The sequence below is a fragment of the Streptomyces sp. NPDC048507 genome, from assembly GCF_043199995.1.
In the GTDB taxonomy this organism is placed as follows: Bacteria; Actinomycetota; Actinomycetes; order Streptomycetales; family Streptomycetaceae; genus Streptomyces.
This window is the reverse complement of sequence record NZ_JBICWZ010000024.1, coordinates 43,788-67,328: the sequence shown is the minus strand read 5'-3', so window position 1 is coordinate 67,328 and position 23,541 is coordinate 43,788. Positions and strand designations below refer to the sequence as shown.

23 protein-coding genes, 1 pseudogene and 1 riboswitch are annotated in these 23,541 nt (G+C 73.0%); of the genes and pseudogenes, 12 read left to right on the top strand and 12 right to left on the bottom strand.

Going from position 1 to position 23,541, the window contains the following annotated elements; all coding sequences use genetic code 11:
• Nucleotides 1–22: 22 nt before the first annotated feature.
• Complete coding sequence (locus ACGFXC_RS34960; RefSeq protein WP_393718942.1) at nucleotides 23–430, bottom strand: ATP-binding protein; 408 nt, start codon at nucleotides 428–430, stop codon at nucleotides 23–25.
• A gap of 283 nt (nucleotides 431–713) precedes the next feature.
• On the opposite strand from ACGFXC_RS34960, the gene ACGFXC_RS34955 reads away from it, so the two are divergent.
• Genes ACGFXC_RS34955 through ACGFXC_RS34940 form a run of 4 tightly spaced genes read left to right on the top strand, consistent with a single transcriptional unit; the run spans nucleotide 714 to nucleotide 3,437 of the window.
• Nucleotides 714–1,067 (top strand): STAS domain-containing protein, encoded by a 354-nt coding sequence (locus ACGFXC_RS34955; protein WP_393718941.1) that lies wholly within the window; start codon nucleotides 714–716, stop codon nucleotides 1,065–1,067.
• On the top strand, nucleotides 1,067–1,756 hold the full coding sequence (locus ACGFXC_RS34950; protein WP_393718940.1) for a response regulator: 690 nt from the start codon (nucleotides 1,067–1,069) through the stop codon (nucleotides 1,754–1,756). The genes ACGFXC_RS34955 and ACGFXC_RS34950 overlap by 1 nt, the downstream gene beginning before the upstream one ends.
• Nucleotides 1,753–2,928 carry a PAS domain S-box protein gene (locus ACGFXC_RS34945; RefSeq protein WP_393718939.1) on the top strand — a complete coding sequence of 392 codons (1,176 nt, stop codon included), beginning with the start codon at nucleotides 1,753–1,755 and terminating at the stop codon, nucleotides 2,926–2,928. Before ACGFXC_RS34950 ends, ACGFXC_RS34945 begins: the two co-directional genes overlap by 4 nt.
• A complete protein-coding gene (locus tag ACGFXC_RS34940) occupies nucleotides 2,925–3,437 on the top strand; it encodes a response regulator transcription factor (protein WP_393718938.1) in 513 nt (170 codons plus the stop codon). The genes ACGFXC_RS34945 and ACGFXC_RS34940 overlap by 4 nt, the downstream gene beginning before the upstream one ends.
• Here ACGFXC_RS34940 and ACGFXC_RS34935 read toward each other — a convergent pair.
• Nucleotides 3,343–3,945, bottom strand: a complete 603-nt coding sequence (locus ACGFXC_RS34935; protein WP_393718937.1) for a DUF2867 domain-containing protein — start codon at nucleotides 3,943–3,945, stop codon at nucleotides 3,343–3,345. The two genes, ACGFXC_RS34940 and ACGFXC_RS34935, sit on opposite strands and share 95 nt — an antisense overlap.
• A 242-nt stretch (nucleotides 3,946–4,187) precedes the next feature.
• Between ACGFXC_RS34935 and ACGFXC_RS34930 the strand changes: the two genes are divergently transcribed.
• Nucleotides 4,188–4,403 carry a DUF6243 family protein gene (locus ACGFXC_RS34930; RefSeq protein WP_393718936.1) on the top strand — a complete coding sequence of 72 codons (216 nt, stop codon included), beginning with the start codon at nucleotides 4,188–4,190 and terminating at the stop codon, nucleotides 4,401–4,403.
• Between the two features lie 106 nt (nucleotides 4,404–4,509).
• Here ACGFXC_RS34930 and ACGFXC_RS34925 read toward each other — a convergent pair whose 3' ends face one another.
• Complete coding sequence (locus ACGFXC_RS34925) at nucleotides 4,510–5,403, bottom strand: NADP-dependent oxidoreductase (protein WP_393718935.1); 894 nt, start codon at nucleotides 5,401–5,403, stop codon at nucleotides 4,510–4,512.
• 70 nt (nucleotides 5,404–5,473) lie between these two features.
• Here ACGFXC_RS34925 and ACGFXC_RS34920 point away from each other — a divergent pair, with 70 nt between their 5' ends.
• Nucleotides 5,474–6,049: a TetR/AcrR family transcriptional regulator gene (locus ACGFXC_RS34920; protein WP_393718934.1), complete on the top strand. Its 576-nt coding sequence runs from the start codon at nucleotides 5,474–5,476 to the stop codon at nucleotides 6,047–6,049.
• 73 nt (nucleotides 6,050–6,122) lie between these two features.
• Here the strand turns inward: ACGFXC_RS34920 and ACGFXC_RS34915 are convergent, their stop codons facing one another.
• Nucleotides 6,123–6,464: a HopJ type III effector protein gene (locus tag ACGFXC_RS34915; RefSeq protein WP_393718933.1), complete on the bottom strand. Its 342-nt coding sequence runs from the start codon at nucleotides 6,462–6,464 to the stop codon at nucleotides 6,123–6,125.
• 201 nt (nucleotides 6,465–6,665) lie between these two features.
• On the opposite strand from ACGFXC_RS34915, the gene ACGFXC_RS34910 reads away from it, so the two are divergent.
• Nucleotides 6,666–6,881 (top strand): hypothetical protein, encoded by a 216-nt coding sequence (locus tag ACGFXC_RS34910; RefSeq protein WP_393718958.1) that lies wholly within the window; start codon nucleotides 6,666–6,668, stop codon nucleotides 6,879–6,881.
• A 195-nt stretch (nucleotides 6,882–7,076) separates the two neighbouring features.
• Nucleotides 7,077–9,299, top strand: coding sequence for a helix-turn-helix domain-containing protein (locus ACGFXC_RS34905; protein ID WP_393718932.1), 2,223 nt, complete (start codon nucleotides 7,077–7,079; stop codon nucleotides 9,297–9,299).
• 72 nt (nucleotides 9,300–9,371) lie between these two features.
• Here the strand turns inward: ACGFXC_RS34905 and ACGFXC_RS34900 are convergent, their stop codons facing one another.
• Entirely contained in the window at nucleotides 9,372–9,836 is a 465-nt protein-coding gene (locus ACGFXC_RS34900; RefSeq protein ID WP_393718931.1) for a hypothetical protein, read from the bottom strand.
• Between the two features lie 242 nt (nucleotides 9,837–10,078).
• Between ACGFXC_RS34900 and ACGFXC_RS34895 the strand changes: the two genes are divergently transcribed.
• Both ACGFXC_RS34895 and ACGFXC_RS34890 read left to right on the top strand, forming a co-directional pair.
• Nucleotides 10,079–10,696 (top strand): poly-gamma-glutamate hydrolase family protein, encoded by a 618-nt coding sequence (locus ACGFXC_RS34895; RefSeq protein WP_393718930.1) that lies wholly within the window; start codon nucleotides 10,079–10,081, stop codon nucleotides 10,694–10,696.
• A gap of 428 nt (nucleotides 10,697–11,124) precedes the next feature.
• Nucleotides 11,125–11,973 carry an ABC transporter ATP-binding protein gene (locus ACGFXC_RS34890; RefSeq protein WP_393718929.1) on the top strand — a complete coding sequence of 283 codons (849 nt, stop codon included), beginning with the start codon at nucleotides 11,125–11,127 and terminating at the stop codon, nucleotides 11,971–11,973.
• A gap of 21 nt (nucleotides 11,974–11,994) precedes the next feature.
• Here the strand turns inward: ACGFXC_RS34890 and ACGFXC_RS34885 are convergent.
• From ACGFXC_RS34885 to ACGFXC_RS34855, 7 genes and pseudogenes are all read right to left on the bottom strand, one after another.
• Nucleotides 11,995–12,213 (bottom strand): annotated as a pseudogene (locus ACGFXC_RS34885) (hypothetical protein); the annotation flags it as partial.
• A complete protein-coding gene (locus ACGFXC_RS34880; RefSeq protein ID WP_393718928.1) occupies nucleotides 12,210–14,573 on the bottom strand; it encodes a phosphoketolase in 2,364 nt (787 codons plus the stop codon). The gene ACGFXC_RS34880 and the pseudogene ACGFXC_RS34885, both read right to left, overlap by 4 nt.
• 101 nt (nucleotides 14,574–14,674) lie before the next feature.
• Nucleotides 14,675–15,904 carry a spore photoproduct lyase family protein gene (locus ACGFXC_RS34875; protein WP_393718927.1) on the bottom strand — a complete coding sequence of 410 codons (1,230 nt, stop codon included), beginning with the start codon at nucleotides 15,902–15,904 and terminating at the stop codon, nucleotides 14,675–14,677.
• A gap of 100 nt (nucleotides 15,905–16,004) precedes the next feature.
• Complete coding sequence (locus tag ACGFXC_RS34870; protein WP_393718926.1) at nucleotides 16,005–16,304, bottom strand: DUF2188 domain-containing protein; 300 nt, start codon at nucleotides 16,302–16,304, stop codon at nucleotides 16,005–16,007.
• 73 nt (nucleotides 16,305–16,377) lie between these two features.
• Complete coding sequence (locus tag ACGFXC_RS34865; RefSeq protein ID WP_393718925.1) at nucleotides 16,378–17,010, bottom strand: anaerobic ribonucleoside-triphosphate reductase activating protein; 633 nt, start codon at nucleotides 17,008–17,010, stop codon at nucleotides 16,378–16,380.
• Entirely contained in the window at nucleotides 17,007–18,791 is a 1,785-nt protein-coding gene (locus ACGFXC_RS34860) for a ribonucleoside triphosphate reductase (RefSeq protein WP_393718924.1), read from the bottom strand. The genes ACGFXC_RS34865 and ACGFXC_RS34860 overlap by 4 nt, the downstream gene beginning before the upstream one ends.
• 42 nt (nucleotides 18,792–18,833) lie before the next feature.
• A riboswitch (cobalamin riboswitch) is annotated at nucleotides 18,834–18,964 on the bottom strand.
• Between the two features lie 176 nt (nucleotides 18,965–19,140).
• On the bottom strand, nucleotides 19,141–20,472 hold the full coding sequence (locus ACGFXC_RS34855) for a YhgE/Pip family protein (RefSeq protein ID WP_393718923.1): 1,332 nt from the start codon (nucleotides 20,470–20,472) through the stop codon (nucleotides 19,141–19,143).
• A gap of 155 nt (nucleotides 20,473–20,627) precedes the next feature.
• On the opposite strand from ACGFXC_RS34855, the gene ACGFXC_RS34850 reads away from it, so the two are divergent.
• Both ACGFXC_RS34850 and ACGFXC_RS34845 read left to right on the top strand, forming a co-directional pair.
• On the top strand, nucleotides 20,628–21,296 hold the full coding sequence (locus ACGFXC_RS34850) for a MerR family transcriptional regulator (protein ID WP_393718922.1): 669 nt from the start codon (nucleotides 20,628–20,630) through the stop codon (nucleotides 21,294–21,296).
• A gap of 264 nt (nucleotides 21,297–21,560) precedes the next feature.
• The gene (locus ACGFXC_RS34845; RefSeq protein ID WP_393718921.1) at nucleotides 21,561–23,528 is read left to right on the top strand and encodes an NAD-binding lipoprotein; all 1,968 of its coding nucleotides are present in this window, start codon (nucleotides 21,561–21,563) and stop codon (nucleotides 23,526–23,528) included.
• Nucleotides 23,529–23,541: the final 13 nt, after the last annotated feature.

The following is a 23,541-nucleotide window of genomic DNA, read 5'->3' as shown; positions in this document are numbered from 1 at the left end:
CCCCGGCCGCGCGCCGGGCGGTCTACCAGGCGAGCTCCACGTACACGGTCTTGCCGTCGTCGTCGGAGAAGACGGACACCTGGCGGGCGAGGCTCTCGACGATGGGCCACCCGCGGCCGCCGGTCCCGTCGGCGGGCCGGGAGCGGGGGAGGGCGGGGCTGGAGTCCCGCACCGCGATCCCGATCCCGTCCGGAAGCAGCCCGAGCTCCAGGCTGAAGGGCCCGCCGGCATGCCGCACGGCGTTGGTCGCCAGTTCGGAGGCGACCAGCACCACGTCGGCGTGGAAGGGGTGGTGGGCGTGCGAGGCCCGTTCGCGGAGGAAGGCGGCGAGCACGTCCCGGGCCACGGCTATGCAGCCGGGACCGCCGTCAAGGTCCAGGCACACGCCTGCCGTACGGGCGTCGTGCGGGCCGGCCTGCTGGAGTTCCATCCCGATTCCCCTTCCTCGGAGCCTGCGTGTCCCACCGCTGCCGACCGGCTGCTCCGCAGCGGCCCCGTCGCACGGCCTCGCCCCACCCAGCAGGGTACCCAGGCCCGGCGCGAACGCTGAGGGGTCGAACGCCCCGTCCGCCGTCTCCGCCCTGCCGCCGTGCCGATCCACCCGGTGCGGGGTGACCCGTTCGGGTAAACGGGTTCTCATCTAGTGCAGGTTCACTACTCTTGCCTGGTGTCCGTCATCCAGGCGGGGGGTTGCACACGAGGGAGGCTGCGACATGACCGGCCCGGGATTCCAGGTGATCACCGCGTCCGGCCGGGACGTCCGCGCGACCTGTCTGCGGCTCGTCGGCGCGCTGGACCTGGACGGCGTCCCGCAGCTGCGCACCGCCCTCGCCGAGTGTTTCGCACACAGGCCCGACCGCGTGGTGCTGGACCTGTGGGACCTGCGCTTCTGCGACTGCGCCGGGCTCAACGTCCTGGTGGAGGCCAAGGCCACGGCGGATGGCATCGCGACCGAGCTGCGCGTGGAGGGCGCCCTCGCGCAGGTGGCCCGGCTGTTCGCCCTCACGGGTGTCGACGAAGTGTTCGCCGACACCCTGCCGCGTCTACCACCGAGGACCGTTCTCTGATGCCTCCGACCCCGACTCCGCAGGCCCCTGCGGACACCGTGCCGCGCTCCGCCGACGGGCGCATCACCATCCTGCTCGTCGAGGACCACGACATGGTCGCCGAAGCGATCCGGCTCGCCCTCGACCGCACCGACGACCTGCTGGTGGTCGGCCGCAGCCTCTCCCTGCGGGACGCGCTCACCGACGCCGCCCGGCTGCGCCCCGCGGTGGTGGTGCTCGACCGGCGACTGCCCGACGGGGACGGCATCCCCGCCATCGCCGCGCTGAAGGCCGCGGCCCGCGGCACCCGGGTACTGGTGCTGACCGGAGAGGGGAGCCCGGCCGTGGCGGCCCAGGTCACCGAAGCCGGCGGCGCGGGGCTCATCCTCAAGGCCGGGAACCTGGCCGAACTGCAGAACGGCGTACGCCTGGTCGCCGCAGGGGAACCGGCCTTCAGCAAGGGCCTGCTCGGCGGAGCGCTCGACCGGCTGACCGGCCGGACCACCGCCCCGGGCGCCGCGCTCACCCCGCGCGAGCGCGAAACACTCCTCCTGCTCGGCGACGGCCTGGGCAGCGCCGAGATCAGCCGGCGGCTCGGCGTCGCGCTCAACACCACCAGGAACCACGTCCAGCGGGTCCTGGAGAAGCTCGGTGCCCGGTCCCAGCTGGAGGCGGTCGTCGTCGCCCGCCGCGAGGGCCTCCTCCCGTGACCGGGGCCGGGACCGCGGCCCTGCCCGGGGGCGACGCGGTCGACCCCGCCGGGCGGAGCGGCGTACTCGCGCCGACCGAGACGGCGTTCACCCTGCTCGTCACCAGCGTCCTCGACTACGGCATCTTCATGCTCGACCCCACGGGCCACGTGTCCAGCTGGAACGCGGGCGCCGAACGGATCAAGGGCTACGGCGCCCCGGACATCATCGGCAAGCACTTCTCCGTCTTCTACCCGCCGGAGGACATCGCCGCCGACAAACCCGGCCTGGAGCTCGAGGCGGCCATCGCCGACGGCCGCCTGGAGGACGAAGGCTGGCGCATCCGCAAGGACGGCTCCCGCTTCTGGGCCAACGTGGTCATCACCCCCCTCTTCGGCGAGACGGGCGAACTGCGCGGCTTCGGCAAGGTCACCCGGGACATGACCGAACGCCGCGCCGCGGAACAGGCGCTCAGCGAACGCCGCCGCCTGTTCACCCACCTCGTACAGGCACAGGAGCTGGAACGCCGCCGCATCGCCTGGGACGTCCACGACGACACCATCCAGGCCATGGTCGCCGTCGGGATGCGGCTCCAGCTCCTCGCCGACACGTCCGAGGACCCCTACGCGGGCGAGCTCACCCGGCTCGACGCCTCCGTGCGCGAGGCCGTGGGCCGCCTGCGCAACCTCACCTTCCGGCTCCAGCCGCCCGGACTCGACCGGCACGGCCTGGTCGAGTCGCTGTCCCAGCACCTCAGCGACGTGGTCGGCGCAGACTGGGGTCTCGGGCAGTCCCTGCACCACGACGTGCGGCGGGAACCGGCCCCGGAAACCGCGATCACCATCTTCCGCATCGTGCAGGAAGCACTGCTGAACGTGCACAAGCACGCCAGAGCGCGCACCGTGCGGATCAGCGTCACGACCGTGGACCGGGGTCTGCTGGTCAAGGTGGCCGACGACGGCACCAGTCAGCCGGCGCTCGCCCACCGGCTGCACGAACACTTCGGGCTGATGGAGATGCGCGAACGGGCCGAGACCGCGGGCGGCTGGTGGACGTTCCGCAGCGAGCCCGGCACCGGCACCACCGTGGAATTCTGGGTTCCCGACCTGCCCCCCGGTGTGCTCGACGAACCGCTCCCGGGCGCACACACCACCAGCGACGACTGCCCGACGCAGCCGGGGGAGCCGTCGTGACCCCTTCCGCCCCGCCGCCCCCGCCCCGCCTGCGCGTACTGATCTGCGACGACAACACGATGCTGCGCGCGGCGCTGGCGGACGTCGTCCGGGCCCAGGACGACCTCGCCCTGGTCGGCAGCGCGGCCGACGCCGCCGAGGCGATCCGGCTCGCCACCGCGCAACTGCCCCACGTGGTGGTGCTCGACGTACGCTTCCCCGGCGGCGGCCCCTACACCGCCCAGCAGATCCTCCGCGCCGTCCCCGGCGTGCGGATCCTGGCCTTCTCGGCCTACGGGGACCAGGGCCCGCGCACCGAGATGGCCGCGGCCGGCGTCACCGGATACCTGGTCAAGGGCGTCACCAATGCCCGGCTGCTGGCTGAGATCCGCGCCCGGGGGACCGGGGCCCCGCCCCCCACGGCCCGCACCGGGATCACCGCCCCGCGCGACCTGCAGTGCCGGCCCGCCACGTGCGTCCGATGGAGCGCGTCAGCGCGGGATACACCCACAGGTGGCGGAAGGGTCTGATCGCGAGCATGTAGAGGCGGCCCAGCGGACCGTTCGGCTTGACCAGGACGGCCAGCTGCCCGCGATGGCCCCCCGAGCCGTCGCCGACCCAGCCCAGGTGCAGCACCGCGTGCACGGTCTTGTTGGCCATCTCCGCCGCCCACTCGTCGCCGGTCTCGTAGAGCGAGGTGAACGGGGACGGGCCGAGGTCGGGGCCCCGTGGCCCGTCGCGCAGGTCGGCCGGCAGCCGCCCGCGCAGGGAAGCCGTACGGGCGCCGATGCCGGTCGCGCGCGCGTCCCAGCCGAGCAGCCCTCCGATCCGCCGGCGGACGGTGAAGAGCAACCGGGTCGGCGCGGTGTCCCCGTTCATGCCCTCCCGGATGGACCGGGCGATCTGTCGCACCAGCTCGGGCATGTCGTCGGGGCCGCCGGGCGTGGGCAGGGCCCACACGTCCTCGACCGTGAAGTCGCCGACGATGCCGTGGATCCGCCAGGGACGGCGGGTGTGGGCGGTTCGTGGAAGTCGCATGTCGGGGCCCCTGTCCGTACGGTGCCGCATGGATCCGAGCCTAGACCCGGGTGGCGAGCGCGGGCGGCGAAGAGCGTGGTGTGCGGCTCCGGCGGAACCGGGTACCGTCTTTGTCATGTCCTTCCAGACGCCGATTCACGAGTGAGCGCGTGACGGGCCCCCGCTGACGTCCTCCGCGTCGCCGCGACCGTCCCCCACCCATGAGTCCGCAGATCACTTCACATCACGACCGGGGAGAACCCGTGACCGACAGCAAGAACATCAACAATCCCGTGGGCCAGGGCGGCGGTCAGCGCAAGAAGCTCTCCCGCGCGGAACGGCAGAACAACGGTCCGCACCGCAACCGCGACCGGCAGGGTGCCGCCGACCAGAAGGCGGAGCTGGTGCGCAAGATGCGCGAGAAGGCCGGCCTGGCCGAAGGCGCCGCGCCGACGGGCGACGACACCGCGCAGAGCTGACGCGCCGCCGCGTGGCGACACCGCACGGGGCGGGGCCCGGACCGCTACGGCGCGGTCCGGGCCCCGCCGCGTGCGGCGTCGTACCGGGCGCCGGTCGCGCATCCCGTCAGACGGCCAGGACCCGGCGCCCCCGGGCGTGGCCGGTGCGGCTGTCGGCGTGCGCCGCCGCCGCCTCGGCGAGCGGGTACGTCTTCTCGACCGGGATGTGGAGCGCGCCCCGGGAGATGAGGTCGACGGCCTCGGCGAGCGCGTCCGGCACGCTCCCGGCCGCGCCGGAGAAGCGGACGCCCAGCTGCGGCGCACCGAGGTCGGCGATCGAGACGACCTTGCCCGGGTCCCCGGTCAGCCCGACGAGTTCGCGGATCACGCCCGAGCCCGCCAGGTCGAGGGCCGCGTCGATTCGCCCCAGGAGCCGCACCCGGTCGGCCCAGCCTTCGCCGTAGGTCGTGGCGAGGGCGCCCAGGCCGCGCAGGTAGTCCTGGTTCGCGGCCCCGGCCGTGCCGATCACCCTGATGCCGCGCGCGCGGGCGATCTGCAGCACCGCCGAGCCGACGCCGCCGGACGCGCCGCTGACCAGCAGCGTCTGGCCGGGCCGTACGCCGACCTCCCGGATGACGCGCAGCGCGGTCTCCACCACCGACGGGTACCCGGCCGCCTCCTCGAAGGTCAGTCCCTCCGGCATCCGGGCCCAGGCCGACAGCACGGCGAACTCGGCGTACGTGTCGACGCCCTCGCCGAACACGCGGTCGCCGGCCTCGACCCCCTGCACCCCCTCGCCGACCTCGTCCACCACCCCGGCGGCGTCCAGTCCGACCCCGGCGGGCAGCCGGACCGGATGGGCGCCGAGGACCTGGCCCTCCCGGATCCGCCAGTCCACGGGGTTGACACCCGCCGCCCGTACGGCGATGCGTATCCGGCCGGGGCTCGCGCGGGGCTCCTCGGCTTCCACCAACCGCAGGACCTCGGGGCCGCCGAACTCGGCAAAGCTGATTTTCCTCATGCGGACGACGATAGGCATAACGGTTAGGGTTTCACAACGGTTACGTACTCATACCTGATAGGGTCGGCGCATGACCGAGCCGCCCGGACGCCGCGAACGCAAGAAGGCCGCGACCCGTCAGAAGATCGCCGACACCGCGCTGCGGCTCTTCCTGGAGCGCGGCTACGACGCCGTGGGAATCCGTGACGTGGCAGCCGGGGCCGACGTGGCCGTCACCACCGTCTTCGCCCACTTCGCCTCGAAAGAGGCCCTGGTGTTCGAGCGCGATCAGGACTTCGAGCAGCGCCTCACGCGGGCGGTCACCGACCGGCCCGCGCACGAGCCGGTCATCCCGGCGCTGCGCCACGAGGTCCACGGTCTGGTGCGGCACTGCACGGCTCAGGGCAGTGCCCCCGTCCGGCGCATGATCGAAGGATCGCCGGCGCTGCGGGAGTACGAGGAGTCGATGGGCCTGCGGCACGCGCAGGCACTGGCAGCCGCCCTGGCCGCCGACCCGCACCTGTCCCGGAGCGTGACGGCCTGCCGGGCGACCGCCCGCTTCACCATCGACGCCTACGCGCTGGCCTGCCGGGCCGACGATCCGGCCGCCACGGTGGACGAGGTCTTCCGGATGATCGGCGCGGCCTGGGAAGCCACCGCGCCCTGAGCCGGGGACCCACCGCGCGCCGCCCCCTGCCCCGGCCCCCGCAGCCCTTCGGCACCCCTCGGGCAGCCCTCCGTCAGGCCGTGCGGGCCAGCGGCTGTCCGGCGAAGCTCACCCCGGCCAGGCCGTGGGCCACGAGGTTGCGGATGTTGGCGTGATCGGTGCCGTCCGGCGTCGCCAGCACGTCGCGGTAGTGCTCACCGAACGCCAGCAGCGCCTCCTGGTCGCTCAGTCCTTCCAGCAGGGCCAGTCCGAGCGTCTTGCAGGACCCCTCGTTCTCGCCCGCGGCATTGGCCAGGTCCCCGTTGCGGAACGCCTGCGGCTGGTACGCGTAGTGCGCGGCGACGAAGGCCAGCGTGTCGGCGAACTCGTGCTCGCCCGAGGCGAGGCTCGCCCGCAGCGCATTCAGATCGGTCATCTCGGTATCCCCTGGTTCGAGCGGACGGTTCGATCACCGTCCGCGACCGGACGACACTACCTTCAGGGAGCAATGGGTGAGGATCGTGTCCCCCATGCGGAACGCGAGGGGCGCGACGTCCGCGAACCGGCATGACGCGGGCCCCCATCCAGGGGGTGGGGCGGGTCCGCGGGAGGCTCGTACACTCGCCCGGTGGACGCGATGAGATGTACGTACTGCGGTGGTGCCGGCCTGGAGCCGGGTTTCGTCGAGGACGCGGGAGAGGGCGCCCGGGGATACGCCCGGTGGATCGCCGGCCCGCTGGAACGCGGCCTGTTCGGCGGTGCCAAACGCCTGGGCCGGCCCCGGCGCCGCATAGAGGCGTACCGCTGCCCGCACTGCTCCCACCTCGAACTGTTCGCGACCGACCCCGTCTGACGGCCGGTCCGCCGCATCCCCACCCGCAGAAGCGCGCCGGACCGTAGTTTTGCCGGTGGAGTCGCCACGGGTACGGCCTGGGCTGCGGCGCCACGGCCCCTCCACCGTCCACCCGCAAAAATAATCTCGGGCATACTTTTGCGGGCGAGGTACGGCGTTGTGGCTGGGCCGCATTGACCAGGGGACTTTCCAGACATGGACACCGGTACACCGGCCACCGGCGGCTTCGGCGCGCTGCTGCACGCGCTGCGCAAGGGGGCGGGGCTGAGCCAGGAGGAGCTGGCGCACGCCGCCGGAGTGAGCGTGCGGGCGCTGTCGTACATGGAGCGCGGACACTCCCGGGGGCCGCAGCGCCGCACCGTACGGGCGCTGGCCGCGGCCCTGGGCCTGGAGGCGGCCGGTGCCCGCGAACTGGAGCACGCCGCGAGCCTGGGGCGCCCCCGCCGGACCGCCGCGACCGACGTTCCCCGCCCCGCCGGCGGCCCGGCCGCCGTCACGTTGACGCACGCGCCCGACCTGCTGCCGCGCGCCCCCCGCGGCTTCCACGGACGGACGGCGGAGCTCGGCGCGCTGTCCCGGGCCGCCGAGGGCGAAGCACCCGTCTGCCTGGTCATCGGGCCCGCCGGCGTCGGGAAGACGGCCCTCGTGCTGCACTGGGCCCACCACGGCCGAAGCGGGTTTCCCGACGGTCGCCTCTACGCCGACCTGCGCGGCTTCGGCGACACGGGCGAGCCGGCCCTCATGGAAGTGCTGCGCGAGTTCCTCCTCGCGCTCGGTGTGCCGCTCGGCCGCATCCCGGAGTCGGCGAACGGGGCGGCCGCCCTGTTCCGCTCCCTCGCCGCCGGCCGCCGGCTCCTCGTGGTGCTCGACAACGCACGGGACTCCGAGCAGGTCAGGCCGCTCCTGCCGGGCGGCCGCGCCTGCGTCACCGTCGTCACCAGCCGGAACCGGCTGCCGGGGCTGATCGTCACCGACACCGCCCGGCCCGTCGCCGTCGACGTCCTCGGGCCCGAGGAGGGCACGCTGCTCCTCGCCGAGGTGCTCGGCACGGAGCGGGTGCGCGCCGAGCCGGAGGCCGCGCGACGGCTGGCCGAACTGTGCGACGGGCTGCCCCTCGCACTGCGCGTGGCGGCCGCCCGGCTGGCCGGGCGGCCCGACTGGTCGCTGGGCGCGATGGCCGCCGAGCTGTCCGACGAGACGCGTAGGCTGAGCCTGCTGGACGTGGAGGACACCGGCGTGCGGGCGGCGCTGCGCGTGACGCTGCAACAGCTCCCGCCGCAGGTCTCGCGCCAGTTCGCCCATCTCGGCCGCCATCCCGGCACCCACGTCGACCGGTACGCGGCCGCGGCCCTGGCGGGCACGGACCCGGCGGCCGCCGAGAGCGCGCTGGAACGGCTGGCCGTCGCGCACCTCGTCACGGAGACGGCGCCCGGCCGCTGGACGATGCACGATCTCGTACGGCTCTACGCACGCGGCCTGGACGGCGGTCCGGAGGCGCTGAAGCGCGTGCTCGACCACTACGTCGCCACGGCCCTGGCGGCCGTGGCGGCCGCAGAGCCCGGCAACGAGTACTGCTTCCCGCTGCCGGCGGACCACCTGCCGCCCGCCGCGGTACGCCACCTCGCAGACCGCTCCGCCGCCGTGGCCTGGTACACGGCCGAGCGGGACGACCTCACCCTCGCGGTGGCCGCGGCGCGGGCCGCCGGACTGCACGCCAGGACCTGGCGGATCGTCCTGGCCATGTGGCCGCTGATCGTGTGGCGGGTCCGCGACGGCTGGGCCCCGCTCCTGGAGACCGGGCTCGAAGCGGCCCGGGCCGACGGCGACCAGCACGGCGAGTCACGGGTGCTGAACGTACTGGGCTGGGTGCTGATCGAGGAGGGCCGCATCGCGGAGGCACTGACCCACCTGGCGGCCGCCTCCGCGCTCGCCTCCCGCGCCGGCGACGCGGTGGCCGAGGCGAACGCCCTGATCGTCCTGGCCCAGGCACAAGCGGCGCTCGGCGGCCTGGACGAGGCCGCACGGGGATGCGAGCGGGCGGTGGAGCTGGCGCGCGCGGCCGGTGACCGGACCATGGAAAGGCTGGCCATGCAGCACCTGGCCCGGCATTGGGCCGACGCCGGGACATGGCGCCCGGCCCTCGACACCGCCACCGCGGCACTGGCCTTCGACGACCGGTCGGACACGGCCGACATCCCCCGCGTACTGCTGCTCATGGTGCGGGGCGAAGCCCTGCTGGGCCTCGGGTACGAGCCCGAGGGCATCGGCCAACTCCAGCTGGCGGCCCGGGAGGCGGAGTCCTCCGGCTACGAGGACGGCGCGGTACGGGCCCTCGGCGCCCTGCTGCGCGTATCGCCGGACGCGGAACTCCAGACCCGCTACGACAAGGCCGTCGCCCGCCTCACGACCCGCCCCTGAACCCCACGACCGCCCGGAGCCCGGCCCGTTCACGTCACCGCCGGCGCACGCCGCCGGGCGCCGACTCGGCGGTCAGGAGAGATTCTCGATGGAGCGGACGAGCGCCCATCCACTGGCTGCCCAGAGATGAATCCGCGTGGGCCCGTCACCCTGCGGGCTCTGTTCGGCGGCGCGGATGACGTAGTGCACCGGTCCCGAGCTGTTCGTCGTGACGGTGACGTCTCCCCAGATGCCTCCCAGAGCGGTCATCGCAGCTCTCAACACGGAGCCGGGATCGTCGGAGCACCCGCTGACCGGTCCCAGTACTGCGTCTGCGCCGTCGTTGTCGTCCTGGATGCGACAGTCCGGTTGCCCGAGTCGTGTACGGATCCGTTCGGCGAGCCGAACGGCCGCCCCGGCTACGGGAGTTTCGGCCTCGACCTTCACCGAGACCATCAGCGCCCCCAGGTCGCTCATCAGACTGAAGAGCTCCTCAGCCTCCGCGGCGGACAATCTCGCCTCACCCGTGTGTTCACCGATCTCGTCATTGTTCTGCACGGGGAACATTCTCGGCGAAGGCCTGCTCGACGCGGGCCCCGCACCGTCGTGAACCAGTCCGCACAGCACCGAAGGAAGAACGATGTCCCAGCCCCACGCCAGTCGCAGGACCGTCCTCACTTCCCTCGTGGCCGCGGCCGCGGGCGGCCCGCTCCTCACCGGTCTGGCCGCAACCCCGGCCGCCGCGGCACGAAGCCTTCGACAACGACAAGCCCGCCACCCCCCTTCCCCGTCTGACCACCGTGCTGGCCATCCATGGCGGCGGCATCGAGATGGGTACGTCCGAGCTGTGCCTGGGCATATCGGGCTACCGCCCCGACACCCTCGCCCCGGTCGCGGTGGGCAGCCCGGTGTACGACTACTGGATGCTCGAGGGCATGCGCGCCACCAACAACAGCGACCTGCACGTCACCGCCTCGCACTGCGACGACTCGATCGCACGGTCCATGGCGGCCGGCAGCGCGAACGTACTCAGCCTGCACGGCTGCACCGCTTCCCAGGCCGGGGCGCCCGCAGGCCAGCCCAAGGCGGTCGTGGTCGGCGGGCTCAACGCCCGGTTCCGTCAGCTGCTTGCGACGAAGCTGGCCGCCGCGGGCTTCCAGGTTCTGGGCGGCAACCCGGAGGACCTCAACGGCGATCTGCCCGAGAACATCTGCAATCGCACCCTGACGGGCGAAGGCGGCGGCCAGCTGGAGATCACCACCGAACTGCGTCAGAGCCTCTTCGGCAACTTTTCCGGTGCGGCCAACCGTGCCTCCACCACCACCGCGGAGTTCTGGAAGTTCGTCGATGCCTGCCGTGCGGCCATCACGGCGATGGAGGCCGAGCAGCTGGCACGCAGGAGCCTCTTCGTCTACTGAGACGGCGGTGACCAACCTGCTGACGGGCCGTCGGCGAAGCGGCGAGCCGCTTGCGCAGGGCCGTGGCCAGCCGGCGACGCAGGGCCCCGTCGGACGGCCGTACGGGGCGCTACGGATCTCACGGCCTGGTCCCGGCGGGCGCTATCCTCCTGATCACCGCCGCTCTCGTGTTCACGGTGGCCGTCACCCGGTACCACCGCGGTGACACCGGCTACCGACCCGCTCCGGGCCCGGCCATCGCCATACCGGGCGCTCCCGGGATCCACGACGCGCCCCAGCAGGAGCGCACCTCCCGGCGCCCGGCGAACGCCGGACCCGGTCGCGCCGCGGACGGCATACGACCAGGCGCCGCACACCACGCCGCCGTCCCCGTACGTCCCGGACCCACGCCGTGAAGACTCCCATCCCCCGCAAGGAGCACCCACCCCGTGAACACGCCGCCGTCCACCCCGAGGCTGACACCCGACCCCGCCCGGCCCGCCGTCCGCCTGCAACGAGCCGAAGTCCGCGCCGGCGGCCGGGTCCTGCTGACCGGCGCCGACTGGCACATCGACTACGGACAGCACTGGACGGTCCTCGGCCGCAACGGCGCGGGCAAGAGCACCCTGCTCTCCCTGCTCGCCTGCACCCGCCACCCCACCAACGGCACCGCCGATGTGCTCGGCCACCGTCTCGGCACCGTCGACCTGCGCGAACTGCGCCGCCACATCGGCCTGGTCACCACGGCCCAGCGCCTCCTGGACTCCGAAGGCGCCACCGCGCTGACGGTCGTCCTGACCGGCAAGAGCGGCACCATCCAGCCCCTGTGGAACGAGTACGACGGACCGGCCCGCACCAAGGCCCGCGCTCTGCTCGCCCTGCTCGGCTGCGAGGACCTCCTCGACCGCCCGATCCGAGTCTGCTCCCAGGGCGAACGCGCACGGGTACGCATCGCCCGCGCCCTGATGGCCGACCCCGCCCTCCTCCTGCTCGACGAGCCCTTCGGCGGCCTCGACCTGCCCGCGCGCGAGGACCTGATCACCGCACTGGAAAACCTCGCCCGCACCCGCCCCGCCCTGGCCACCGTCACCGTCACCCACCACCTGGAGGAGGTTCCCGCGACCACCACCCACGCCCTGCTCGTCCGCGACGGGCACATCACCCACCACGGCACTCCCACCGAGGTGCTCACCGACGAGGCCATGAGCGACTGCTTCGGCCGGCCCCTGCACACCCACCACATCAACGGCCGCTGGTACGTCCAAGCCGCCGCACCGAACCGTCCGCCCCAGACCTGACCGACCGTCACCCCCGTCTTCGGAGGGCGTCATCCCCATGGGGGTGTCCACGCTCGTGCCGCCGCGGACCGCGCAGGCGGAGCAGCCGCCGCCGAGGTGGGTGGGGAGCAGCTGCAGCTCCGCGGGGCGGCGCTCCAGGAGCCTCGCGGCCTGCCGCAGCTCCACGTTCTCGTGCGCGTCGACGATCGCGAGGTGGAGGCTGGCGGAGCCGGCGTCGGTCACCAGGACGTTGCCGGTCATCCCGTCCACCTCCAGTCGGTGATCTCGGCCGGGTCCACGCCGGTGCGGCGCAGCTCGCGGCGCAGCGCGTCGCGGTGGGCCGTGTACCGCTCGGCGAGCTGCCGGCTCCGGCCGGAGTGCGGCTCGGCATGGGCCAGGACCGTGGCGGCGAGGTCATGACGGCTGGTGCCGTTGAGGGCGAGGAGGTCGTACGGGGTGGTGGTCGTGCCCTCCTCCACGTACCCGCGGACATGGAACCGGTCGGGGCGGGGCCGGCCGTGGAGGAGCTGGTGGACGGCCGAGGGATAGCCGTGGAAGTCGAACACGACCGGTGTCTCCCGCCCGAACAGGGCGCTGAACCGCTCGTCCGGCAGGCCGTGAGGGTGGCGGTCCGGCGGGGCGAGGGCGCACAGGTCGATGACGTTGACGAAGCGGATCCGGGCCTCGGGCAGATCACGGCGCAGCAGCTCGGCGGCCGCCAGGGATTCGACGGTGGGGATGCCGCCGGCGCACGCCAGGACGACTTCGGGGTCCTCGCCGTCGGCGGTGCTCGCCCAGGTCCACTGCGAGGCGCCGGCCCGGCAGTGCTCGCGGGCCGCGTCGAGGCCGAGCCATTGGGCGGCGTCGTGCTTGCCGGCCACCACGGCGTTGATCTTCCCCGTCTCGTCCAGGAGCCGTTCCATCGTGACGAGCAGGGTGTTGGCGTCGGGCGGCAGGTAGACGCCGGTGACGGTGGCCTTGCGGTTCAGCAGGTTGCTGATGAAGCCGGGGCCCTGGTGGCTGTACCCGTTGTGCTCCTGTCGCCAGCCCTCGCTGCTGAGCAGGTAGGTGAGGCTGCTGACCGGCGCCCGCCAGGGGACCTCCCGGGACATCTTCAGCCACTTCGCGTGCTGGTTGGCCATGCTGTCGACGACCGCGGCGAACGCCTCGTACGTGGGGAAGAGTCCATGACGGCCGGAGAGCAGGTACCCCTGGAGCCAGCCCTGGCAGTTGTGCTCGGAGAGCACCTCCATCACCCGGCCGTCCGGGGCCAGGTCCTCGGCGTACTCGTCGACCGGCCAGGAGTAGGCACGGCCGGTGGCGGCCAGGACGGCGTCGAGTTTGTTGGAGGCCAGCTCGTCGGGGGAGACGATACGGAAGTCCCGCCGGTCCGCCGTCGCCTCCATGAGGCCGGCCAGCCAGCCGCCGAGGACCCGGGTCGGGCTCGCGGTCGCCGACCCGTGGCCCTTGTCCACCGCCACCGCATGCGGTGCGAGGGGCGGCAACGGCAGCCGGCGGCGCAGCAGACCGCCGTTCGCCGCGGGCTGGGCACCGAGGCGGGCTCCGGCTTCCGGGATTGCGGCGAGAACCTCCGGAGCGGGCCGCCCCTCGGCGTCGAACAGCTCGGCCGGCCGGTAGGAGCGCAGCCAGCCCTCCAGGGCCGCCAGCTGACGCGGATCCTCCCGAACCTCGGGGAGGGGCACCTGATGGGCGTGGAAGCTGCCTTCGATCACCTTGCCCTCGACCTCGGCCGGGGCCCCCTGCCCCTTGAGGCTGCGCAGCACGATCATGGGCCAGGCGGGGCGGGCCGGCGCCGCACCGCCGCGGGCGCGCCGCTGGATGCCGCGGATGGCCCCGTGCGCGTCGAGGACCGCGGCGCCCAGCGGGTCACCGGGCGGCTCGCCGCCGACGTCCACGATGCGCGGATCCCAGCCGTAGCCACGGAAGAGGGAAACGAGCTCGTCGTCCGTCATCGTCGCGAAGACCGTCGGCGAGGAGATCTTGTATCCGTTGAGATGCAGGACGGGCAGCACCGCACCACCGGTCACCGGGTCGAGGTACTTGGGCGAGTGCCAGGACCCGGCGGCCGGACCCGTCTCCGCCTCACCGTCACCGACGATGCAGGCCACGACCCGGTCCGGCGCGTCCAGCGCGGCGCCGAAGGCGGTCGCCAGCCCGTATCCCAGCTCACCACCCTCGTGGAGGGTGCCCGGCACGGCGGGGGAGAGGTGGCTGGGGAAGCCGTCCGGCGCACAGTACCGGCGGGCCAGTTCGCGCAGACCGGCACCGGTCCTGGCCAGTGCGGGGTCCTGGTCCTCGTGCGTGCCCTCCAGCCACAGGCCGGCATGGACGGCCGGCCCACCGTGGCCCGGCCCGACCACCAGCAGGACGTCCGCGCCCCGTTCCCGTACGAGACCGTTGAGCGCGGCGTAGACCCGGGTGATGCCGGGACAGGTTCCCCAGTGCCCCAGGAGCCGGGGTTTGACGTGTTCGGGGCGCAGCGGCTCACGCAGCAGCAGATTGTCCTGCAGGAAGATCAGTGCTGCGGCGACGTAGTCCGCGGCCCGCACATAGGGACCGGATGCGGAGGCGCTCTGCTGGTTCTGGGCGGCCGAGGTCACGACGCTGCTCCGATTCGTCGGGATGACGCGGGATGCCTGCCCGCCTGCCCAGGCCGCCGCCGCCCAACCAAGGCTCCCCGCACACCGCCGTACGCGGCCCGTCAGAAGGCGTAGCGGATGCGCAGCCAGGGGGCACGGGCGGCGACCAGGCCGCGGAGGGTGTCGACGGCCCGCGCCTTCTCGGCGTTGCGGTACCGGACGTTCCAGCTGCCGTTCTCGGAGCGTTTGGCCTGCTGGAGCTCCGGGCGCCAGAGCGTGTCCTCGGCGCGCGGATGCCAGGCCAGGTTCAGCTCGTGCAGGTCCCGGTTGTGGGTCAGCATGATCACCTCCGCAGCGGCCTGCTCCTTGACCGCCGGCGGCAGGACGTCGTCCAGGTGGCGCAGCAGCAGCCCCCAGTCCCGCTCCCATCCCGGCCGGATGACGACGGGGGAGAGGTTGAAGTGGACCTCGTAGCCGGCCTCCAGGAAGTCGGCGGCCGCCGCGATGCGCTCCTCGACGGGGCTCGTGCGGATGTCGAGCAGCCGGGAATCCTGCGGCGGCATGACGGAGAACCGTACGCGGGTGCGCCCGCGCGGATCGAGCAGCAAGAGATCGGGGTTGACGTACTTGGTGGCGAAGGACGCCTTGGCGGTGGGGCGGCGGGCGAACGCGTGCACCAGATCGGCGACGTTGTCACTGATGAGGGCGTCCACGGAGCAGTCGCTGTTCTCGCCGATGTCGTAGACCCAGGCGCTCGGGTCGCACTGGTTGGGCTCCCGCTTGGGGCCCTGGCGGGTGATGTGCCGGTCGAGGTGCGCGGTGATCTGCTCGATGTTCGTGAAGACGGTGATCGGGTTGGCGTAGCCCTTGCGGCGCGGTACGTAGCAGTACGCACAGGCCATCGCGCAGCCGTTCGCCGGACCGGGGGCGATCCAGTCGGCGGACCTGCCGTTCGGCCGGGTGGCCAGTGTCTTCTTCTCGCCCAGGACCAGGACCTCGCTCTTGATCCGCACCCAGCGGTCGAGGCTCCCCTCGTTGCCGTGCAGCTCCGGGATGCGCCAGTGCGAGTCGACCTCGACGACGCGGGCCTGCGGGAAGCGGGCGAGGACCTGCCGGCCGCGGGGCGACGCCGCTGCCGCGGGCTCGGCGTGGATCTCCCGTACGGACAGCAGGCGCCGGGCGCACGGGGAGTCGCGGAACGAGGGACCGACGGGCCGGGCAGCGGCCCCGGGCCGGGCCTGGCCGGGGCCGCCCGGGAGGTCGTCCAGGCCGAAGAGGGCATCAGGCTCCGGGCCACCTGCGGAGGGTCCGCGCGGCCGTCCGGTGCGGCCGGGTGACCGGGACTCGTCCATGAAGCGCGCTCCGGGATCCGCACGCCGCCGGACGCGCCTTCCGGCGGCCCCACGGCGCGCTGCAGCAGGTGACAGCGGGACCTTCCACCCTAACGGCGTTCTAGTGGATGCCTCCCGGTTCGCCCGCCTTCCGGCCGCGCCCGCCCGGACCCACCCGCTCGGGTGCGTCGCCGTAGGTGTACGCGGATCGGATGTGCCCGTCCACGGCATGGACGATGACCTGCGCGGGGGCATGTGCGTGGGCGTGGCGGCGGGCGGAGTCGATGGCGTCCTTCTGCGTCCGGTGGGGTTCGTGGAGCAGACGGCGGCCTTCTCTTCCCTCGACCTGCCACTTCACGCCGGCGGCCGCCGCCCGCTCGCCGGAGGGGGAGACGTGGTAGACGGTCTGTCGCACTGCCATGGCCCTGCTCCTCGCCTGCCGGGTGCGCCCTCGCGGCGGCCCCGGCCGCTCGCGGCGCAATCCGTACTCCCCTTCATTCTCCCACCGGCAGCGGTCCCGGCCGCGCGGGTCGTACGGCCACGGCCCGCGCCTGCTGCCAGGTGTGATCGTGCAGTCCCTCGTCGTCGAGCCAGTCGGTGAGGGCGGCGAGATCGTCGCCGTTCATGAGCGACGGGTCGACCGTGGTGCGGAGCCGGCAGGGGACGCCCGAGTCGCGCAGGAGCCGCAGGCTGCGTCCGGCCGGACCGGCGCTGTTGCGGACGCCGGTGATGCGGTCGTAGCCGTCGGGGTGGGCTTTGACGTCGAAGCCGACCCAGTCGAGAAGTCCTGCGGACAGCAGCTCTGCGAACCGGCGGGGGTGGGCGCCCCCGGTGTGCAGGCCGACCTCGTGGCCCAGGTCCCGGGCGGATCGCGCCGCGTCGGCGAGCCGCGCCTGGAGCAGGGGCTCGCCTCCGGAGAACACGATGCCGTCGAGCAGACCCCGGCGGCGAGCGAGGTGCGCGGCGACCTCGGCCCACGGGACCGGGGCCGCCGCCCGCGGATCGAGGAGCCCGGGGTTGTGGCAGTAGCCGCAGCGCCAGGGGCAGCCCTGGCAGAAGACGGTGGTCACGAGGCGGCCCGGCCAGTCGCAGGTGGACAGCCGGGACCAGCCTCCGATCCGGATCACGCGGGGACCGCCGCCTGCGTGAAGTGCGTGCGCTCGGCGTGCTCGCCCTTCTTGCCGATGTTGAACGAGGAGACGGGCCGGTGGTAGCCCATGACGCGGGTCCACACCTCGCAGCGGCCCGAGCAGGTGGGACAGACGCTCTGCTCCCCGGCCAGGTATCCGTGCTCGGCGCAGATCGAGAAGGTCGGCGTCACGGTGAGGTAGGGCAGCGAAAAGCGTTCCAGGGAGCGGCGGACGAGGTTGCGGCAGGCCTCCGCGGTGGAGATGCGTTCGGACATGTACAGGTGCAGGACGGTGCCGCCGGTGTACTTCGTCTGGAGTTCGCCCTGGCGTTCCAGCGCCTCGAAGGGGGCGTCGGTCCAGCCGACGGGCAGCTGGGAGGAGTTGGTGTAGTACGGGTTCCCATCGGTGCCCGCCTGCAGGATGCCGGGGAAGCGGAGCCGGTCCTCCTTGGCGAGGCGGTAGGTGGTGCCCTCCGCGGGGGTGGCCTCGAGGTTGTAGAGGTGGCCGGTCTGTTCCTGGAACTCGACCATCCGTCCCCGTACGTGATCGAGCAGGCGCAGGGCCAGGGCGTGCCCCTCGGGGGAGGTGATGTCGGCCGCGTCGTGGGTGAAGTTGCGGATCATCTCGTTGACCCCGTTCACACCGATGGTCGAGAAGTGGTTGCGCAACGTACCCAGGTAGCGCTTGGTGTAGGGGAACAGTCCGTCGTCGATCAGGTCCTGGACGGTGACGCGTTTGACCTCCAGGCTCTCCTTGGCCAGGCGCAGCAGCCGGTCGAGCGCCGTGAACAGCCCTGCCTCGTCGCCCGCGTGCAGGTGTCCCAGACGTGCGCAGTTGATCGTGACGACTCCGAGCGAGCCGGTCTGCTCGGCGCTGCCGAACAGACCGTTGCCCCGCTTGAGGAGTTCGGTCAGGTCCAGCTGGAGCCGGCAGCACATGGAGCGGATCTGGCCGGGTTCCAGTGCGGAGTTGATGAAGTTCTGGAAGTACGGCAGCCCGTACTTCGCGGTCATGGCGAAGAGCCGCTCGGCGTTCTCGCTCTCCCAGGGGAAGTCCCGGGTGATGTTGTACGTGGGGATCGGGAAGGTGAAGACCCGGCCGGTGGCGTCACCGGCCGTCATCACCTCGATGTAGGCGCGGTTGACCAGGTCCATTTCGGCTTGCAGCTCACCGTAGGAGAAGCCCATCTCCTCGCCGCCGACGACCGGCACCTGCTCGCGCAGGTCCTCGGGACAGGTCCAGTCGAAGGTGAGGTTGGTGAAGGGCGTCTGAGTGCCCCACCGGGACGGGACGTTGAGGTTGTGCACCATTTCCTGCACGCACTGGCGGACGTCGTCGTACGTCATCGCGTCCTTGCGTACGAACGGTGCCATGTAGGTGTCGAAGGAACTGAACGCCTGAGCACCGGCCCACTCGTTCTGCAGCGTCCCGAGGAAGTTGACGATCTGGCCGACGGCCGAGGAGAAGTGCCGGGGCGGCGCGGAATCGATCTGTCCGGGCACCCCGCCCAGGCCCTCGGCCAGCAGGGTGCGCAGCGACCAGCCCGCGCAGTATCCGGAGAGCATGTCCAGGTCGTGTATGTGGAAGTCGCCCTCGCGGTGGGCGCTTCCCACGGCCTTCGAGTAGACCTGGTCGAGCCAGTAGTTGGCGACGACCTTCCCGGCCGTGTTGAGGATGAGCCCGCCGAGCGAGTAGCCCTGGTTCGCGTTGGCGTTGACCCGCCAGTCGCTGCGGTCCAGGTACTCGGTCACCGATTCGGCGGCGTTGATCTGCGTCACGACAGCCCTCCCACGAGGCGTACGGAATGTGCCGGGCGCACGGATCGTGCGTCCGGTGCCGGCAGGTGTCGGACTCGCCCCCACGGGGGGCATACCGTTGCGGGGCAGCTCCGGATTCACACCGGATTCCCTCTTGCCCGACGCGTGCACGGACCACCGTGCACTGACGTCGAACCGACCTCTCGAACACTACATCTGGTGTTCAGTCGACACGCCCACCCAAAATGTAGTGGTGACCTAGGTCCTGACCCGAGGGGACCTCGGTCCGGCGCCGGTGTGCGGACGTGCGGACGCGCAGATGCGCGGGCGGCCGGTGGCCGTCCCGCGCATCTGTTCCGGGGGAGCTTCGTCAGGCGTTGGCGGGCGCCGGGCCGGCCGGGGCGGCGTCGGGGGCCGGGGTCCCGCCGTCCGGGTGCGGGATGCGGTGCAGTCCGCGGCGGTCGTAGAGGCGGGTGACCGCGAAGCCGAAGACCAGCGCGGCGACGAGGGCGACGCCCATCGAGGCCCAGGCCCGGGTCAGGCCCGCGTCGGCCTGTGCCCCGTAGTAGAACAGCGAGCGCAGGCCCTCGGTGATCTGGCGCAGCGGCTCGAACTCGGCGAGGGCGCGGAAGAACCCGGGCAGCGCCTGGAGCGGCACGGTGGCACCGGAGGAGGGGACGGCCATCGCGACGAAGACGATGGTGGCGAGCAGCATGCCCGGGGTGCCGAAGGCCGCGAACAGGGCGAGGCTGCCCAGACCGACGACCGCGATGGTGGCGACCGAGTAGAGCCACAGCAGGCCGAGGTGGGAGGCGTCCATGTCGAGGATGCCGACCGTGGCGACCTCGACCAGGGTGCCCATGACCACCGACAGGCCGAGCATCAGCGCCATGCCGATGGCCAGGGTGCGGACGCGGCTGGTTTGCTGCACGGGCTCGCGCTTGCGGAAGGGGCCGAAGTCCGTGTGCAGGTAGCCGAGCGCGGTGTCGACCTGGGAGTTGACCACGTTGGCGCCGAGCATGCCGCAGACGACCAGGACCAGCGCGTAGTAGAAGGCGCTCAGGCCCATGGCGGAGCGTGACCCGAGGGGGTGGCCGTCGGCGACGGTCACGGTCACCGGGTCGGCCAGCTTGAGCTGTGCGGCCGTGGGGAGCGGGGTCTTCTGGGCGGCGGCCTGCTTGAGGAGCTCCTGGCCGATCGACGCCGAGGCGGAATGCGCGGCCTTCTGGGCGGCCTGGGAGGACATGGAGGAGCCGATGCTGCCGGCGGCCTGGTTGGTCAGCACGGTGAGCGTCGGCGGAGCGGGCTTGGTCTGCGCCACGGGCTGCGGGGCGGTGAGCGCGGTCACCGTCGCGGAGAAGTCCGCGGGTATGACGAGGGCGCCGAAGACCTTGCCGCTGCCCAGCCGCGCGTCGGCCTCCTCGCGGCTGACCACCTGCCAGTCGATGCTCCGGTCGCCCTCGGCGGCCTTCTCGATCCCCGCGACGACCTGATCGCCCAGGGCGAGGTGGCGGCCGCCCGCGTCGGCGCCGGCGTCGGCGTTGACCAGGGCCACGGGCAGGTCGCGCAGGTTGCCCCTGGGGTTGACGTTGCCGCCGACGTAGAGCAGGGCGAACATCATGGAGACCACTGCGGCGATGAGTCCCGTACCGATCCACAACTGGGGTCGGCGGAGCACGGAGGGGGGAGTGGGCTGAGGCATCGATTCTCCGGTGCGGCTGCGTTCGAACGCTGGATACTTAAGGTATCCAGGCACTGGATAGTGGCAGTATCTTGTTGTGGTGTCCAATCGCCGACGACGGACACCCGACGGAAAGCCGGACGGACGCCGGACCGCGTGACGAGCAGGGAAGCCGCATGAAGATCTCGGAGCTCAGCCGCCGCACCGGCGTACCGGTCGCCAGCATCAAGTACTTCCTGCGCCAGGGCCTGTTGCCCGCGGGCCGGGCCACCGCCGCGACCATCGCCGAGTACGGGGACGAGCACGCGCAGCGGCTGCGCCTGATCAAGGCGCTCACCACGCTCGGCGGCCTGTCCATCGCCGCCACCCGGGAGGTGCTCGGGGCCGTCGACCAGGCCGACACCTCCGAGGGCGCCCTCGGAGCCGTCAGCTACGCCCTGCCGGTGCCCGTGTCCGCCCAGAGCGGCCCGGGGCAGGAGGGGGACGACGGGGCCGGCCCGGCCGCCGCGGCGGAGGTGGCGGAGCTGCTCGCGGCCCTGGACTGGCAGGCGCCCGGCACCTCGCCCCACGTACAGGGGCTGACCACGGCCCTGCGGGAACTGCGCCGGCTCGACGCGCAGTACGCCCCGGGCGAGCTCGCCGCCTACGCGCGCCTCGCCGAGTCGGTGGCCCGGCTGGACCTGGAGCGCGCGGCCGGTCTGGAGGACCCGGTGGCGCTGGCGGAGCGGGCGGTCATCGTCTTCGCCATCTGCGCCCCGGTCTTCGAACTGCTGCGCCGCCTCGCCCAGGAGGACCAGGTCCGCCGCCGCGCCGCGGGCGCAGACGGGGCCGCCGCGCCCCGGTAGTGCGTACGCGGGGCGTCCGAATCCGAAAACGAGTCCCCTTCGTCACGCTGCGGATGGGTTTAGCCCCTATGCCGTTTCCGTACCGTGACACGCCCTTAAGGTGTGACGTGCACCCACCCGTCGGTGCCGGGCGGTCCGCGGCACGGTGGCCGCCCGACGCGCCATCCGAGCGAGGAACGCCGGTTGCCAGGACCCAAGCCCGCAGCCCGGGCAGGACGACGCACACCCCCCTGGGCGCGCACGCGCTACTGGTTCGACACGATAGTGGCCCGCGGCACGGCGGTGCTGATCGGCTGGCTCGTACTGATGTGCCTGGCCATCGTCGTCCCGGCCAGCGCGGCCCTGGTGTGGGCCGATGACCACGGCCCGACCACCCTCTCCGGCCGGGCCCTGGCCGTGTGGGTGAGCGTCGGCCAGACCCTCAAGCTCGGCGGGGCCGTCGGCAGCCCCCTGTACGTCTTCCTCTCGGTGGTGCTCGCCCTCGTCGCGCTGCTGTTCGTCTCCACCCTGGTCAGCCTCATCACCACCGGCCTCAACGACAAGGTCCTCGCGCTGCGGCGGGGCCGCTCCACCGTCCTGGAGTCCGGGCACACGGTCCTGCTCGGCTGGTCCGACCAGGTCTTCCCGATCGTCTCCGAACTGATCACCGCCAACGCCAACCGGCGCCGGGCCGCCCTCGCGGTCCTCGGCCCCAGGGACAAGGCGGAGATGGAGGACGAGATCGCCGCCGCCGTCGGACGCCTCGGCCGCACCCGGCTGATCTGCCGCAGCGGCACGACCACCGACCCCGCCGTCGTCTCCCTGGTCGCCCCCGAGACGGCCCGCGCCGTGCTGGTCCTGACCCACGACGGAGAGGAGGGCGACGCCCACGTGGTGAAGACCCTGCTCGCCCTGGAGGCCGCCGTGCGCGGATTCGCCGGACCCGGGCGGCCCGGCGTCGTCGCGGCCGTACGCGACGGACGGCACAAACGGGCCGCCGACCTGGCCGCCGGCCCGCACGGGCACGTCCTGAACATCGAGGACATCACCGCCCGGCTGATCGCGCGGACCTCCTGCGAGCCCGGCCTCTCCCTCGTCTACCGCGCCTTACTGGACTTCGACGGGGACGAGATCTACACCGTGCCCGCCGGCGGCCTCGCCGGAAGCACCTTCGGCGAGCTCCTGTTCGCGTACGCCGACTCCAGCGTGATCGGTCTCCTGCGCGCCGACGGGCGGGTGGAACTCAACCCGCCCTCGACGAGCGTCCTCGGCGCCGGGGACCGGATCGTGGTGATCACCGAGGACGACGACACGGCCGTCCGGGCCGCCGGCCCGCTGCCCGTCGACGACGGGGCGGTCGTCACCGCTCCGCCCTCGCGGCCCGCCGCCGAACGGTTCCTGCTGCTCGGCTGGAACCCCCGGGCCCCCCGCATCATCGAGCAGCTCGACTCCGGGGTGCCCGACGGCTCCGTCCTGGTGGTGATGGCGGAGGGCGAGGACCACTTGAAGGAGGCCGACCGCTGCGCCCGCGTCCCCGGGCGGCGGATGCCGGTCACCGTCCTCGACGGCGACGTCACCGACCCGGACGTCCTGGCCGGGCTCGACCCGCTGGGCTTCGACCGCGCCGTCGTCCTCGGCTACGACGGCCCGGAGGCGGGCGGCCTCCCGCTCGCCGGGGACGACCGGACCCTGGTGACGCTGCTGCACCTGCGGGCCCTGGAGCAGGCCGCGGGCCGGGAACTGGCGGTGGTGACCGAGATGGCCGACGACCGCAACCGGCTGCTCGCCCCCGCCCGGGAGGGCGCCGACTTCATCGTCGGCAGCCGCCTGATCAGCCTGCTGATGACACAGATCGCGGAGGACGGGGCCCTCGGAGCGGTCTTCGACTGTCTGCTCGCGTCCAGCGGGGACACCCTCCACCTGAGGCCGGCCGCCGACTACGTGGTGACCGGACGCCCCGTCGGCTACGCCACGGTGGTCGAGGCCGGGCGCCGCCGCGGCCACTGCGTCATCGGATACCGGACCCAGCCGGACGGCGCGGACGGCGCGGACGGCGCGGAGGGTCCCGCGTACGGCCTGCGCATCAATCCGGACAAGCGGGACGCGGTCCGCTTCGGTCCGCAGGACTCCGTACTCGTCCTCGCTCCCGGACCGGCCTCTCCCGCCGCTCCCGCCCCGGCCGCCGGTACCGCGCCGTCCCCCCGGCTCCCGCTCGCCCCGCAATCCGGCGCGGACACCCGCGAACCCGCGTGAAAGGCGTGGTGAG